We start from the raw sequence: 15,199 nt of genomic DNA, 5'->3' as shown, positions 1-15,199 counted from the left end.
TTTTGGGGTGTTCTGATCGTTCAGAGAATGGCGCCGCCGGGTCGCTCCCCGCGCTCATACACCACGTGGGCCCGGCCCACGATCAGTGAATCGAGAGGACCGATGTTTTTCGGATCCTTGTTGGTGTACGGCAGCTTCTGCAGCAGGTAACGCATGGCGTTGAGGCGCGCACGCTTCTTGCAGTCGCTTTTGATCACGGTCCATGGAGCGTCGGCCGTGTCGGTCTCGAAGAACATGGCCTCCTTGGCCTGGGTGTAGTCGGCCCACTTGTCCAGCGAAGCCAGGTCGATGGGGCTGAGCTTCCACTGCTTGAGCGGGTGGGCCTTGCGCTCCTTGAAGCGGCGGCGCTGCTCTTCTCGGCTCACCGAGAACCAGAACTTGATCAGGTGCACGCCGCTGCGCACCAGCTGGCGTTCGAACTGCGGTGCCTGGCGCATGAACTCCTGGTACTCGTCGTCGGAGCAGAAGCCCATCACCTTCTCCACGCCGGCGCGGTTGTACCAGCTGCGGTCAAACAGCACGATCTCGCCGGCCGTGGGCAGGTGCTGCACATAGCGCTGGAAGTACCACTGCCCACGCTCCACCTCGCTGGGTTTCTCCAGTGCCACCACGCGGGCGCCGCGCGGGTTCAGGTGCTCCATCATGCGTTTGATGGTGCCGCCCTTGCCGGCGGCATCGCGGCCCTCGAACAGGATCACCACCCGCTGCCCGGTTTCCTTGGCCCAGGCCTGCAGCTTGAGCAGCTCCACTTGCAGCAGGTACTTCTGTGCCTCATAGACCTTGCGCGACAACAGGTTCCTGTAGGGGTAGGCGCCGCTGCGCCAGTCCTTGTTGAGCTGTTCGTTGGGGTCCACTTCAGGGGCTGTGGTGGTTCGCTGAGAGGCTTTCGCCTCACCGCGCAGCAGCTGGCGAATGGCCTTGGCATCGTCAGGGGCCGCGCCTTCGAGGATGGCGCGAAGTGACGCGGCTTTGTCGCTCTTGCTGTTTTCAGGGCGAGAGAGGATGTCCCTCACGACCGCGAGCTGGCCTGCCTGTCTGGAGGCCACCACCTGCGCCACGGTGTTTTTGCGGATGGTCTTGGGCTGGCTGCTGCCACTGGTGTCACCCAGGGCCACACGACGCGGGGTTTCGTCGGTTTTGCGCGAAACGGCGGCCTTTCGGGCGGCGGTCTTGGCGGCCGTTTTTCCACTGGCGGCCGTGCCGGAACTGGAGGAGTTCGGTGTGGGGGTGCTGCGTTCGGTCATGCTGTTTTCACCTGGGTGTCACTGAATCCACCAGTATGGACAGATCGCACGGTGCTGGCTTGATGTTCGTCAAACCGGGCCGCGCGGTGCGCTTCAACCCAGCTTTTTCACCAGCACCTGGCTCTTGCGGTCCCAGTTGTATTTGCGTTTGCGGGCCTCGGGCAGCCACTCGGGGTTGACCTGCACGAAGCCGCGCTTGAGGAACCAGTGCATGGTGCGGGTGGTGAGCACGAAGATGCTCTGCAGGCCCTGGGCGCGGGCGCGGCTTTCGATGCGCTTGAGCAGCCGCTCGCCGTCGCCCTGGCTCTGTGTGTCGGGCGACACGGTGAGCGCGGCCATCTCGCCGGTGCGGGCCTCGGGGTAAGGGTAGAGCGCAGCGCAGCCGAAGATCACGCCGTCGTGTTCGATGATGGTGTAGTTGCCGGCGTCACGCTCGATCTCGGTGCGGTCGCGCTTGACCAGCGTGCCATCCTTTTCGAACGGCTCGATCAGCGCCACGATGCCGCTCACGTCGTCCATCGTGGCCTCGCGCACGCTCTCCAGTTTTTCGTCCACCACCATGGTGCCAATGCCGTCGTGGGTGTAGATCTCCAGCAGGAGTGCGCCATCGACCGCAAACGGCAGGATGTGGCTGCGTTCCACGCCACCCTCGCAGGCACGGATGCAGTGCTGCAGGTAGAAGGCCGTGTCGGTGGGCTGGGTGGGCGCGGGCAGGACCTTCAGCAGCTTCTTGGCATCGGCCAGTGGCAGTTCGGTGTCGATGGCGCTGTCGTGGGCCGGGTGCGGCGCTCCCGCGTCGAGCGCGATGCCCGGCACCTCGGTCAGGAACATCAGCTTGTCGGCCTGCAGCGCCACGGCCACCGAGGTGGCGACGTCTTCCATGGTGAGGTTGAAGGCCTCGCCCGTGGGCGAAAAACCAAACGGCGAGAGCAGCACCAGCGCGCCCATGTCCAGCGTGCGCTGGATGCCTTCGGTGTCGATCTTGCGCACCAGGCCCGAGTGCTGAAAGTCCACACCGTCCATCAGACCCACCGGGCGCGCCGTGACGAAGTTGCCCGAGATCACGCGCACCGTGGCGCCGGCCATGGGCGTGTTGGGCAGGCCCTGGCTGAACGCGGCCTCGATCTCGTAGCGCAGCTGACCGGCGGCCTCCTGCGCGCAGTCCAGGGCCACCGAGTCGGTGATGCGCATGCCGTGCGAGTATTTGGGTGTGTGGCCCTTGGCCAGCAGTTGTTCGTTCACCTGTGGGCGAAAGCCGTGCACCAGCACGATCTTCACGCCCATGCTCTGGATCAGGGCCAGGTCCTGCGCAACGTTCTGCAGCTTGCCCGCCGCGATGGCTTCGCCCGCGATGCCCACCACCAGCGTGTTGCTGCGGTGCTTGTGGATGTAGGGTGCCACCGAGCGGAACCAGGGCACGAAGGTGAAATTGAAGACGTTGGACATGGAGCGGGGCAGGGCGGTCTTGTGGCGGACTGAAGGGGCTGGGGCGCGGATAATCGCCGGTTGCCTGATTTTGACTGAAGTTCCCCCTTGTCCTCCACGCCGCTGCACATCGAATTCCCCGAGTCCCTGCCCGTCTCCGCCCGTCGGGACGAGATCGAGGCCGCCATGCGCGAGCACCAGGTGGTCATCGTCTGTGGCGAAACCGGTTCGGGCAAGACCACGCAACTGCCCAAGATCGCGCTGCAGATGGGGCGCGGCAAGCTCAATGCGAAACCGGGTCAGCGCCCGCAGCTGATCGGTCACACGCAGCCGCGCCGCATCGCGGCCTCCAGCGTGGCCAAGCGCATTGCCGAGGAATTGAAGACGCCACTGGGCGACGTGGTGGGCTTCAAGGTGCGCTTCCAGGACCGGCTCTCGAAAGACGCATCGGTCAAGCTGATGACCGACGGCATTTTGCTGGCCGAGACGCAGACCGACCCGGACCTGCGCGCCTACGACACCATCATCATCGACGAGGCGCATGAGCGCTCGCTCAACATCGACTTCCTGCTCGGCTACCTGCGCCAGCTGCTGCCGCGCCGGCCCGACCTGAAGGTGGTGGTGACCTCGGCGACCATCGACGCGCAACGGTTTGCCGACTACTTCGCCTCGAAAAAAGGCCCGGCGCCGGTCATCCAGGTCTCGGGCCGTACCTTCCCGGTGGAGGTGCGCTACCGACCCTTTGAAGAAAGCCGCGAGTACGACCTCAACAACGCGATCGCCGATGGCGTGGACGAGTTGTGGCGCACACCGCAGGGCGGCGACATCCTGATTTTTCTGCCCGGTGAGCGCGAAATCCGCGAGGCGGCCGACCACCTGCGCAAGCACCTCAGCCACATCCCCACGCTGCGCAACGCCGAGGTGCTGCCGCTGTTTGCGCGCCTGTCGCAGGCCGAGCAGGACCGCATCTTCCAGGACCACAGCGGGCGGCGCATCGTGCTGTCCACGAACGTGGCTGAGACCTCGCTCACGGTGCCGGGCATCCGCTACGTGATCGACGCCGGCACCGCGCGCGTCAAGCGCTACAGCTTCCGTCAGAAGGTCGAGCAGCTGATGGTGGAACCCATCAGCCGGGCGGCGGCCAACCAGCGCGCCGGCCGCTGCGGCCGCGTGGCCGACGGCATCTGCATCCGGCTGTACGACGAAGCCGGCTTCAACGGCCGGCCGGCCTTCACCGACCCCGAGATCCTGCGCAGCTCGCTCGCGGGCGTGATCCTGCGCATGAAGGCACTGCGCCTGGGCGCGGTGGAAGACTTCGCCTTCATCGAGGCGCCGCAAAAGCGCGCCATCGTCGACGGCTACCAGCTGCTCTCCGAACTCGGCGCGGTGGACGAGGCCAACGAACTCACCCCCATCGGCCAGACGCTCTCGCGCCTGCCGCTCGACCCGCGCGTGGGCCGCATGATCCTGGAGGCGCAGCAGCGCGGCGCGCTCGATGAAGTGATGGTGATCGCCTCGGCCCTGAGCGTGCAGGACGTGCGCGACCGGCCCATGGACAAGCAGACCCAGGCCGACCAGGCGCACGCCAAATTCGACGACGAGAAGAGCGAGTTCAGCGGCACGCTCAAGCTCTGGAAGTGGCTCGAAGACACCAAGGGCGGCCACGGCAAGGACCACAAGCTCAGCCACCGGCAGTACGAAAACCTGCTGCGCGAGAACTTCATCAACGTGCGGCGGGTGCGCGAGTGGCGCGACATCCACACCCAGCTGCACACCGTGGTGGCCGAACACAAGTGGGTCCTCAACACGCAGCCGGCGAGCTACGAACAGCTGCACCTGGCCATGCTCTCGGGTCTGCTCGGCAACATCGGCCAGAAGAGCGAGGCCGAAGACTGGTACCTGGGCGCGCGCGGCATCAAGTTTTACCGCCACCCGGGCGCGAACCTGAGCAAGAAGCCCGGGCGCTGGATCGTCTGCGCCGAGCTGGTCGAGACCACGCGCCTGTTTGGCCGGGGCATCGCCAACATCGATCCGACCTGGCTGGAGCAGGTGGGCACGCACCTGCTGAAAAAGCAGTTGCTGGACCCGCACTGGGAAAAGAAAGCGGCCCGCGTCTCGGCGCTGGAACGCGCCACGCTCTACGGCCTGGTGGTCTATCACAACCGCCGCACCGACTACGGTCGGGTGGACCCGGCGGGCGCACGCGAAATCTTCATCCGCGAAGCGCTGGTCGCCGGGGACTGGGAGACCCGCCTGCCGTTCTTGGCCGCGAACCAGAAGCTGGTGAAGCAGGTGGCGGAGCTGGAGCACAAGTCGCGCCGGCAAGACGTGCTGGTGGACGACGAGCTGATCTATGCCTTCTACGACCAGCAACTGCCCGCCGATGTCTGCAACGGCGCCAGCTTCGAGCGCTGGTACCAGGGTGCGGTCAAGCTCAACCCCAAGCTCTTGCTGCTGACCAAAGAAGAGCTGATGCGCCACGAGGCGGCCGGCATCACCACGCAGGCGTTTCCCAAGACGCTGCGCCTGGGCGGCGTGGACTGCGCCTGCACCTACCTGCACGAGCCCGGCGACCCGCGCGATGGATTGAGCGTCACGGTGCCGATCTTTGCGCTCAACCAGGTGAGCGAAGACCGCTGCGACTGGCTGGTGCCCGGCATGCTGAAAGAGAAGCTGCTCGCGCTGCTCAAGACCCTGCATCAGCGCCCGCGTTCGCGCCTGGTGCCGCTGCCGGCCACGGCCGAACGTTTCGTCGCTGCGCTCACCGAGCCCGCGGTGTTCGGCGCTGGCAACCTGATGGACGCGCTGCTGAAACTGGTGCGCGAGGCGACACAGCTCGACATCGTGCGCAACGACATCAAGGTCGACATGCTCACACCGCACCACTTCATGCACCTGCGCGTGGTGGACGAACACGGCCGCCAGCTCGGCCAGGGGCGCAGCCTCGCCGCGCTCAAGGCCGAGCTGGGCGGCCAGGCGCGCGGTGCCTTCCAGGCGCTGGCGTCCTTGAAGCTGGACAGTCTGCGCCCGGCAGCGCCCGAGCCCAAGGCGGTTCCGGCGCCCGCCAGCGCAGGCGGTGCGCGCCGCGTCGCGGCCGAAGCGCCGGCCGCACCCGCGGCCAGCGCCACCCAGCGCCACACCAGCTGGGATTTCGGCGAACTGCCCGAGTTGATGGAGATCCGCAAGGGCGGGCAGACACTGATCGGCTTCCCGGCGCTGATGGACCTCGGCGACGCGGTCGGCATCGAGGTGTTCGACGAGCCCGAGGTGGCGATGGCACGCCACCGCGAGGGCCTGCGCCGCCTGTTCGCGCTGCAGATCCGCGACGCGTTGAAGTACCTCGAAAAGAACTTGCCGGGCCTGATGACCATGGCCACGGCCTACATGCAGGTGGGCAAGACGGACAGCGGATCGGGCGGCGGCACACTGGAAGAACTGCGCAACCAGATCATCGAACTTGCGCTGGACCGCGCCTTCCTGGCCGATCCGCTGCCCACCGACGAGGCCGCGTTCAAGAAGCGGCTGGACGAGGGCCGTGGCCGGCTGACGCTGATCTCATCCGAGATCGCGCGCAACGCGGGCCTGATCCTCACCGAGTACGCGGCCGCCGCTCGCAAGCTCAAGGACAGCCGCCCGCCGGCCGACGTCGCGACCGACATCGGCCAGCAGCTGCAGCGCCTGGTGCCCAAGCGCTTCCTGCTGACCACACCCTACGCGCAGCTGCAGCACTTTCCGCGTTACCTGAAAGCGGTGCAGCTTCGGCTGGACAAGCTGCGCGCCGACCCGGCGCGCGACGCCACCAAACTGGCCGAACTGCGCCCGCAGGACCAGCGCTTCTGGCGCCTGGTGGCTGAGCGCAAGGGTGTGCAGGACGCGCGCCTGCAGGAAGTGCGCTGGCTGCTCGAAGAACTGCGCGTGAGTTTTTTTGCGCAGGAGCTGCGCACGCCCCAGCCGGTGAGCGTGAAGCGGATCGACAAGGCCTGGAGCCAGCTCAACAGCTGAGCGCAGCGAACATCAGTTCGCGGTCAGCGACCGCGGATCGGATGCGCGCCGTGCCCCCGCCGGTGCACCGTGGCGGGAGAAACGTGATGCAGATAACGCTGGGCCGCTACAGACGGGCCAGCCGCTGCAGGGCGCTGTGCAGCGTGTCGTCTTTCTTTGCAAAGCAGAAACGGATCACCTTCTGGTCAAACCCGTTGCCGTAGAACGCCGAAAGCGGAATGGCCGCGACGCCGATCTCGCGCGTGAGCCACTGGCAGAAGTCGGCCTCGGGCAGGTCGCGTTCGGGCACCGCCAGATCACCGATGCCCACGCACTGGAAGTAGGTGCCCTGGCCCGGCAGCAGCGTGAAGCGGGTGCTGGCCAGGCCTTCGCGGAACAGGTCGCGCTTGCGCTGATAGAAAGCGCTCAGCTGCAGATAGGGCGCCGGGTCGGCCATGTGGGCAGCCAGTGCGTGCTGCATGGGCGTGTTCACGGTGAACACGTTGAACTGGTGCACCTTGCGGAACTCGGCCGTGAGCGGCACAGGCGCCACCACGGTGCCCACCTTCCAGCCGGTCACGTGGTAGGTCTTGCCGAAGCTGCTGATGATGAAGGCACGCGCTGCCAGGCCGGGGAAACGCGCCGCGCTCTGGTGCTGCTGGCCGTCGAACACCATGTGTTCGTACACCTCGTCGCTGATGAGCAGCACGTCGGTGGGCGCCAGCAGCTCCTGCAACTGCAACATGTCGGCATCGCTCCACACCTGGCCGCTGGGGTTGTGCGGGCTGTTGATGATGAGCGCGCGGGTGCGCGGCGTGAGGGCGGCGCGGATCAGGTCGAAGTCGGGCCGGAAGCTGCCCGGCGTGAGCGGCACGCGCACGGCCACACCACCGGCCAACTCGATGTTGGGCACGTAGCTGTCGTAGCAGGGCTCGAGCACGATGACCTCGTCGCCCGGATGCACCACGGCCAGGATGGCGGTGAGGATGGCCTGCGTGGCACCCGCCGTGACCGTGATCTCGGTGGCGGCGTCGCTGCGCAGGCCGTAAAGCGCCTGCATCTTGGCCGCCATGGCCTGGCGCAGCGCGGGTACACCCGGCATGGGCGGGTACTGGTTGTGGCCCGCCTGCATGGCGTGGGTGACCGCGTCCACCAGCGCGGGGTCGCAATTGAAATCAGGAAACCCCTGACCCAGATTGACGGCGCCCACCTCGGTCGCCAGGGTGGACATGACGGTGAAGATGGTCGTGCCCACGTTGGGCAGGCGGGAGGTGAGGGCTGGGGTGCTGGGTATGAGAGTTGCCATGTCAATGTCCGGCGATCAAGGTAACCCCAGCCAGAACACCGTGGAACCGGCTTCGCCGGGCCACAGGTGTTGCCCCCTGGGGGGTGACGGCCGTCAGGCCGGCGCGGGGGGGGGTCAAAGTTCATAGTCGTCCGGCGTCCCGCTCATGGCTTTCATGATCAGTTCACGCGAAAGCCGGTCGCTCAGCAGCTCGGCGAACCGCAGCACGAACTGGCGCAGGTAGCTGCCGCGTTTGAAGGCGACACGTGCCAGGTTGTGGCCGAACAGCTGTGCTCCGGGGCGGGCCACCAGATCGGGCGTCGCGTTGTCGCCCTGCATGGCCATTTCGGCCACGATGCCCACCCCCATGCCCAGCTTGACGTAGGTTTTGATCACGTCGGAGTCGATGGCTTCGAGCACGATGTTGGGCCGCAGGTGGCGCAGGGCAAAGGCCTGGTCGATGCGGGTGCGGCCCGTGAAACTGGGGTGGTAGGTGATCAGCGGCACCTGGGCCAGATCTTCGAGCGTGATGCGATCGCGGCTCACCAGGGGGTGATCGTGCGGGAACACCAGCACGTGCTGCCACTCGTAGCAGGGCAGGGTGACCAGGTCGGGGTAGTTGGTCAGCGACTCGGTCGCCATGCCGATCTCAGCCACCTCTTCCATCAGCATCTTCGCCACCTGATCGGGCGAGCCCTGGTGCAGGCTGATCGCCACCTTGGGGTAGGCCTGTCTCAGTTTCGCCACCGGTCCCGGGAGCACATAACGCGCCTGGGTGTGTGTGGTTGCAATCGACAGCGTGCCGCTGTCCTGGGCGGCGTACTGCTCGCCGATGCGCTTGAGGTTGTTCACCTCACGCAGGATGACCTCGATGCTCTTGAGCACCTGGAGGCCGGGCTCGGTGACGCGCTTGATGCGCTTGCCGTGCCGCGCAAAGATCTCGATGCCCAGCTCGTCTTCGAGCTCGATGATGGCTTTGGACACCCCCGGTTGCGAGGTGTGCAGCGCCTTGGCCGCTTCGGTCAGGTTGAGGTTGCGGCGCACCGCTTCCTGCACGAAGCGGAACTGGTGCAAATTCATGTGCGGGGTTCCAGGGCGATGTGAGCGAGCAGCGCGGTGAGTCGGGGGTCTTCGCCGGCGGTCGCCAGCTGTTCAAACACCACGTGGGGGTGAGACGCGGCCAGCTCGGCCATCAGCACGGGCAGGTCTTCCCGGGCGTGTTTGCCCATGCCAAAAAACAGCGGAAGCACCCGCACCCGGGTGGCACCTTGGGCCAGCAGGGCGCTGGCGGCCGACTGGAGATCGGGTTCGCAGAGCTCCAGGTAGGCACAGGCCACTTTGGCGTGCGGATCGGTGCGCCGAATCTGTTCGGCCACCGCCTCCACCGGCGCGCGCCACAACGGATCGCGCGAACCATGGGCAAACACGATCACACCTTGCATGGGGTTCACCGCCGCAGCACGAGCCAACCGAAGGCACCGAGCGAGACGAAGGAATAGATGATGGCCGGAGACGCCGCCGCGAGCCAGGGGCGCCAATGGTTGAGGTTGCCGATGTGCCCGAAGACGTTGTTCAGCAGGAAGAAGCTGATGCCGATCATCACGCCGCCAAACACATAGCCCGTGATCCCGCCGCTGCGGAAATGGAAGTAGGCAAAAGGCAGCGCCAGCACCACCATCACCAGGCAGCTGAGCGGGTAGAACACCTTTCGCCAGAACTCGATTTCGTAGCGCTGGGCGGTCTGACCGTTGGCTTCCAGGTGCTGCACGTAGGCGTACAGGTCCGCCGTGCGCATGCGGTCGGGCTTCAGCAAGGCGACCGAGATCATCTCCGCCGAAATGCTGCTGGGCCAGTGATACGTCCGGTGCACGCTCTTGACAATCTTGGCCGACTGCTGCCCCGACGTCTCGAACTCGCGGCGAACCACCTTGCGCAAGGTCCAGGAGGTGTCTTTTTCGATCTGACCTTTTTCAGCTTGCAGCGTGGACACCAGCAGACCCTGGTTGTCGAACTCGAAGATGCGGACCTCCCCGAGTTCACCCTGAGGCGAGAGCGAACCCACGTTCACCGAAAAATTGCTGTGGGTCTGCCGCTCCTTGAGCCAGGCGCCCGTCTGCCCCAGGCTGATGCGTCCCTGGTAGCGGGCCTTGAGCAACTGGGCCGTCTTGTCGGCGATGGGGGCCACGTAGTCGCCGATGGCGAAGGTCAGCGCGACAAACAGCAAGCCCAGTCCCAGCAGGGTGCGCAGCGCTTTCCAAGGCCCCAGGCCGCTGGTGCGCAGGATGGTGTATTCCGAACTCTGTGCCAGGCGCGCCAGCACCGCGACCGACCCGATCAACACCGAAATGGGCAGCAACTCGTACACCCGGCTGGGCATCAGCAGGCCCACGTACAGCAGGGCGTGGCGCATCTCGTAGATCACCTTCGGGTCCAGGCGCGAGGGCTGACCCAGCGAACCCAGCTCTTCCACAAAGTCGAAGAAGAAGAACAGCGAGAGGAAGGCCAGCAACACAAATCCGGTGGCGATGAGGATCTCGCCATAGATCAGGCGGCGGATGGTCCTCATGCGACCGCTCCGGTGGACCGTTGACCCGCCAGGAAGCGGCGGGGCAGGTCGAGCAGGCTGACGTTGTGGTGGCGCTTGGCCAGCCACACGGCACACAGCAGAAACACAATGCCGTGCAGCAGCACGAGCAAGGTGACCCAGTTGATCTGACCGGAGGCCACCCACCGTTGTCCCACGTTGAGCATGTTGAAGTAAACGATGAAGGCGAACAGGGTGAACATGAGGTTGCCGCCTTTGCCGGCTCGCGGGTTGCTGATGGTCGCGGCCACGCCCAGCAACACCAGGTTCAACGCGGTCAGCGCCACACCGATGCGCCATCCGAACTCGCCCATGTTGCCCACCGTGGGGTCCTTGAGCAGCGCGAGCGTGTTGCGCGCTTTCAGCGCCCTCGCGCTGCCGGTGTAGATGGCGGCCGCGCCAATCTGGGCACCGTACTGCTCAAATTCGCTGACCTTGATGCGCCCGGTTTTCGGGTCGTTCTCCAGCCGCTGGCCATTGTTGAGCATCAGGAACTGCCGCTCTTTGACCCACTCGATGCGCCCCGAATTGGCCGAGGTGACCGTTTCGTTGCCGTTCTTTTCGATGCTGGAGATGAACACGTTCTTGCCTTCCGTGCCGTCGGCGGTGTCCTTGTCAATGAAAAAGACACGACGACCACTGGACGACTCCTGGAACTGACCCGGCGCAATGCGCTGCAGGTCACCCCGGTTTTCAAACCGGGCGCGCAGGTCTTCGGTTTGCTGGTTGGCCCAGGGCCAGACAAAGAAAACCATCAGCGCGATCACCGCGAGGATGGGCCAGGCAAAGCGGAACACCGGGCTGAGGAAGCCACCGAGCGAGCGCCCGCTGGAGAACCAGATGATCATTTCGCTGTCGCGGTACATGCGCGAGAGCGTGGAGACGATGGCGATGAACAGGGCCAGTGTCAGGATGGTCTGGGTGTAGCCGAGCACGGTGTAACCCAGCACCAGCATGACCTCTTCCGGGTTGACGCTGCCACGCGAGGCCATGCCCAGCGTGCGGATCAGCAGCACCGTCAGCACGATGGTGAACAGCACCACCAGAGTGGCCCCAAAACTGCGTGCCAGCTCCGTGCGGATAGAAGAATGGAATAACATCGAATGAAACCGGAAAGACGCAATTATGGACTTTGAACTCAAACCCCTTTCAGGCGCTCAAGCGGCTCAGTGGGCCGTCGACGCCGTGTTGGTGCTGGTGCCCGACAGCCTGGTCGCTGCCGACGGTACCGATGCGCTGACCGAGCTGGTTCGCGAGGCTTTGCGCCGGGGTGATCTGGAGTCGGGCGCGGGCAAGTGCCTGTCGTGCTACCGCCCGGCGGGCTTCAAGGCCGGTCGTGTGGTGCTGGTCCGTGCCGGGGACGGCTCGTCTTCGTCGGTGCGCAAGGCGATGGCTGCGGGTCTGGGTCAGCTGAAAGTGCCTGGGGTCAAGAAGCTGGGTGTCCTGCTGTCGTTGCTGGAGCGTGACGCTGCTGTGGTGCGCACGGCCATGACTGCGGCGGCCGACGCGACCTACAGCTATGTGACCACCAAACCCTCGGCCCACGCGAGATCGCTCAAACAGGTCGTGCTGGGGGTGAAAGATCTGGCGGCATCGCGTCAGGAGTTCCAGATGGGGCAGGCCTTGGTGACGGGGGTGGAATTGGCCAAGGAATGGGCGAACCGACCCGCCAACCACGCCACGCCCAGTCAGTTGGCCGACGCCGCGCGCAAGCTGGGCCGCCAACCACGCATCAAGACCGAGGTGCTGGGTCCGAAGGAAGTGGCCGCTCTGGGCATGGGCGCGTTCCTGGCCGTGGCCCGCGGGTCGGCCGAACCGCTGCGCTTCATCGTGATGCAGTACCAAGGTGGAGCCAAGGGCAGTGCACCCGTGGTGCTGGTGGGCAAGGGCATCACCTTCGACACGGGCGGCATTTCCATCAAGCCAGCGGCCGAGATGGACGAGATGAAGTTCGACATGGGCGGGGCAGCGAGCGTGCTGGGCACCTTCGCTGCGCTGGCTGAGCTTCAGCCAGCCATCAACGTGGTCGGCATCATCCCCAGCTGTGAAAACATGCCCGACGGGCTGGCGGTGAAACCTGGGGACGTGGTCACCAGCATGAGTGGGCAGACCATCGAGATACTCAACACCGACGCCGAAGGGCGCTTGATCCTGTGCGACGCGTTGACCTACGCGGCGCGGTTCAAGCCCCGTTGTGTGGTCGATATCGCCACCCTCACCGGGGCCTGTGTCATTGCGCTCGGTGCCGTCCGTTCCGGGCTGTTTGCCAACCGCGAAGAGCTGGCCGATGCCTTCCGTGTGGCCGGGGACCGCTCCCTCGATCTGTGCTGGCGCATGCCGCTGGACGACGACTATGCCGAGGGACTTAAGTCCAACTTTGCCGACATGGGCAACGTCGCTGGACGCGCGGGCGGGGCCATCACCGCCGCCAAGTTCCTCCAGAAGTTTGTCGCCGAAACGCCCTGGGTGCACCTGGACATCGCGGGCACGGCCTGGAAGAGCGGTGCCGCCAAAGGCTCCACCGGACGACCCGTGCCTTTGCTGCTTCAGTATCTGGTTGATCAAGCCGCCGTGGCGGAGAACGACAAACCCATTCAGAAAAAGCGCCGGGTTGTGGCGGCGTCTCGGCGAGCTTGACCGCCTGGTCGCCATGACCGAGGTTGCTTTCCATCTCAACGTGGGCGACAAGCGAGTCTACGCCTGTCGACTGCTTCGCAAAGCCTACCTGAAGGGGTCGAGGCTGCTGGTGCTGGGCGATGAGCCCTCCCTCGACGCGTTGGACCTTGCGCTCTGGCTCATGGGGCCGGGCGAGTTCGTGCCGCACGCCCGTGGTTCCGATCCGGTGCACGTGCTGCGGCATTCCCCCATTCTGCTGAGTGCCCGCGAGACGGATGGTTTTGCCGCCGATGTGCTGGTCAACATGGGCGGCGCCATGCCGGCGGAACTGGGGCGGTTCGAAAAGGTCATCGAGTTGGTGGGTGGCGGCCCAGAGGACCGCCAGGGCGCGCGCGCGCGGTGGCGGCAGTACAAGGCCGCTGGCATCGAACCGTTGTCGCACGATCTCGCCGCCTCGCGGGACACCTGACCTCCGCTTCATGCGCACGCCTTATGGCCCATGCGTTGGCGTGATGCGGGCTGGGGCAAACCCTCGAAGATGCCGCGCAAATACGGCGCAGCCCGCGAAAGTGCTGGTGTTTTGGAGTATCTTTATGGGTGTGGAGAAAAAGTTCCCTCCGCATTCCAACCTTTATTCCTTTCCGAGGATATCTATGCACATGAACATCAAACTGGCCGTTATTGCTGCGGCCGTCGCTCTGGTTGCTTGCGGTAAAAAAGAAGAGGCCGCTCCGGCAGCCGCTCCTGCCGCTGAAGCACCTGCCGCAGCACCCGCTCCAGCCCCGGCCGCCGACGGTGTGATCAAGATCGGTCACGTGGGTCCGACCAGTGGTGCCATTGCCCACCTCGGCAAAGACAATGAAAACGGCGCCAAAATGGCCATTGAAGAACTCAATGCCGCTGGCCTGACCATCGATGGCAAGCCTGCCAAGTTCGAGTTGCTGGCCGAAGACGACGCTGCCGATCCGAAGCAGGGCACCGCCGCTGCACAAAAGCTGGTGGACGCGAAAGTGGCCGGCGTGATCGGTCACCTGAACTCCGGCACCACCATCCCTGCTTCGCAGATCTACAACGACGCAGGCATTCCCCAAATCTCCCCCTCGGCCACGAACCCCAAGTACACCCGCCAGGGTTACGCGGGCGTGTTCCGCATGGTGGCTGACGACGTGCACCTCGGTGGCACCCTCGGCAAGTACGCCGTGGAGACCCTCAAGGGCAAGAACGTCGCCGTCATCGACGACCGCACCGCTTACGGCCAAGGCGTGGCCGACGAGTTCGAAAAAGGCGTGACGGCTGCCGGCGGCAAGGTCGTGGGTCGTGAATTCACCAACGACAAGGCCACCGACTTCAACGCCATCCTGACCACCCTGAAGGCCAAGAAGCCCGACGTCGTGTTCTTCGGCGGCATGGACGCCGTGGCCGGCCCGATGCTCAAGCAGATGAAGCAGCTCGGCATCAACGCCAAGTTCATGGGCGGCGACGGCATCTGCTCCAGCGAGCTGCCCAAGCTGGCCGGTGACGGCATGGCCGACGACCAGGTCTACTGCGCGGAAGCCGGTGGCGTTGAAGGCGAGCAGAAGGCCGGCATGGAAAAGTTCCGCGCCGACTTCAAGACCAAGTTCGGTAGCGACGTTCAGGTGTATGCCCCCTACGTGTACGACGCGGTGAAGGTGATGGCCGAAGCCATGGTCAAGGCCAACTCGTCTGAGCCGGCCAAGTACCTGCCAGCACTCAAGGCCATCGACCACAAGGGCGTGACCGGCAACATCGCGTTCGACGAAAAGGGCGACATCAAGAACGGTGCCCTGACGCTGATGACCTACAAGGGCGGCGCCCGCACCACCATCGCTGTGATCCGCTGATCAAGTGGGATCGAAGCGGCGGGAATCCTGGGGATTTCCGCTCTTGCAAAAAGGCCACCTCAGGGTGGCCTTTTTTTTGTTGAACGGGTTGTCGATCCGGTCAAACACGCAGGTCCGGTTGGCATGGCCGGCGTGAAGCGCCTGCGCCCCACCTGGGGCCCAGGCCCTTGAGGGTGCGATGCCTTCTGCGGCCAGAATCACC

General features: G+C 65.2%; 11 protein-coding genes. 4 read left to right on the top strand and 7 right to left on the bottom strand.

The annotated features are described in order from the left end of the window. Window positions 1-20 precede the first annotated feature (20 nt). Window positions 21-1,244 carry a polyphosphate kinase 2 gene (gene ppk2 / locus IV088_RS02070; protein WP_291097162.1) on the bottom strand — a complete coding sequence of 408 codons (1,224 nt, stop codon included), beginning with the start codon at window positions 1,242-1,244 and terminating at the stop codon, window positions 21-23. Window positions 1,245-1,337: 93 nt separating this feature from the next. Then, the gene (argA, locus tag IV088_RS02065; protein ID WP_291097160.1) at window positions 1,338-2,690 is read right to left on the bottom strand and encodes an amino-acid N-acetyltransferase; all 1,353 of its coding nucleotides are present in this window, start codon (window positions 2,688-2,690) and stop codon (window positions 1,338-1,340) included. 87 nt (window positions 2,691-2,777) lie between these two features. Here argA and hrpA point away from each other — a divergent pair, with 87 nt between their 5' ends. Continuing rightward, a complete protein-coding gene (hrpA, locus tag IV088_RS02060) occupies window positions 2,778-6,671 on the top strand; it encodes an ATP-dependent RNA helicase HrpA (RefSeq protein ID WP_291097158.1) in 3,894 nt (1,297 codons plus the stop codon). Between the two features lie 106 nt (window positions 6,672-6,777). On the opposite strand, the gene IV088_RS02055 is transcribed toward hrpA, so the two are convergent. The 5 genes from IV088_RS02055 to lptF form a co-directional block, all read right to left on the bottom strand. Continuing rightward, window positions 6,778-7,956: a pyridoxal phosphate-dependent aminotransferase gene (locus IV088_RS02055; protein ID WP_291097156.1), complete on the bottom strand. Its 1,179-nt coding sequence runs from the start codon at window positions 7,954-7,956 to the stop codon at window positions 6,778-6,780. Between the two features lie 114 nt (window positions 7,957-8,070). Further along, complete coding sequence (locus IV088_RS02050; RefSeq protein ID WP_291097154.1) at window positions 8,071-9,015, bottom strand: CysB family HTH-type transcriptional regulator; 945 nt, start codon at window positions 9,013-9,015, stop codon at window positions 8,071-8,073. Continuing rightward, on the bottom strand, window positions 9,012-9,377 hold the full coding sequence (locus tag IV088_RS02045) for a CbiX/SirB N-terminal domain-containing protein (protein WP_291097152.1): 366 nt from the start codon (window positions 9,375-9,377) through the stop codon (window positions 9,012-9,014). The genes IV088_RS02050 and IV088_RS02045 overlap by 4 nt, the downstream gene beginning before the upstream one ends. Before the next feature lie 5 nt (window positions 9,378-9,382). Then, the gene (lptG, locus tag IV088_RS02040; protein ID WP_291097150.1) at window positions 9,383-10,501 is read right to left on the bottom strand and encodes an LPS export ABC transporter permease LptG; all 1,119 of its coding nucleotides are present in this window, start codon (window positions 10,499-10,501) and stop codon (window positions 9,383-9,385) included. Then, window positions 10,498-11,619: an LPS export ABC transporter permease LptF gene (lptF, locus tag IV088_RS02035; protein ID WP_291097148.1), complete on the bottom strand. Its 1,122-nt coding sequence runs from the start codon at window positions 11,617-11,619 to the stop codon at window positions 10,498-10,500. Before lptF ends, lptG begins: the two co-directional genes overlap by 4 nt. A gap of 25 nt (window positions 11,620-11,644) precedes the next feature. Here lptF and IV088_RS02030 point away from each other — a divergent pair, with 25 nt between their 5' ends. The 3 genes from IV088_RS02030 to IV088_RS02020 all read left to right on the top strand — a co-directional run bounded on the left by IV088_RS02030 (window position 11,645) and on the right by IV088_RS02020 (window position 14,997). Continuing rightward, complete coding sequence (locus tag IV088_RS02030; protein WP_291097146.1) at window positions 11,645-13,156, top strand: leucyl aminopeptidase; 1,512 nt, start codon at window positions 11,645-11,647, stop codon at window positions 13,154-13,156. 13 nt (window positions 13,157-13,169) lie between these two features. Beyond that, a complete protein-coding gene (locus IV088_RS02025) occupies window positions 13,170-13,604 on the top strand; it encodes a DNA polymerase III subunit chi (RefSeq protein WP_291097144.1) in 435 nt (144 codons plus the stop codon). A gap of 190 nt (window positions 13,605-13,794) precedes the next feature. After that, a complete protein-coding gene (locus IV088_RS02020; RefSeq protein ID WP_291097142.1) occupies window positions 13,795-14,997 on the top strand; it encodes a branched-chain amino acid ABC transporter substrate-binding protein in 1,203 nt (400 codons plus the stop codon). Window positions 14,998-15,199 lie beyond the last annotated feature (202 nt).

It is taken from the genome of Hydrogenophaga sp. (assembly GCF_018780075.1).
Classification (GTDB): Bacteria; Pseudomonadota; Gammaproteobacteria; order Burkholderiales; family Burkholderiaceae_C; genus Hydrogenophaga.
Note: the sequence above shows the minus strand (reverse complement) of the source record. Positions and strands in the feature narration are given on the sequence as shown.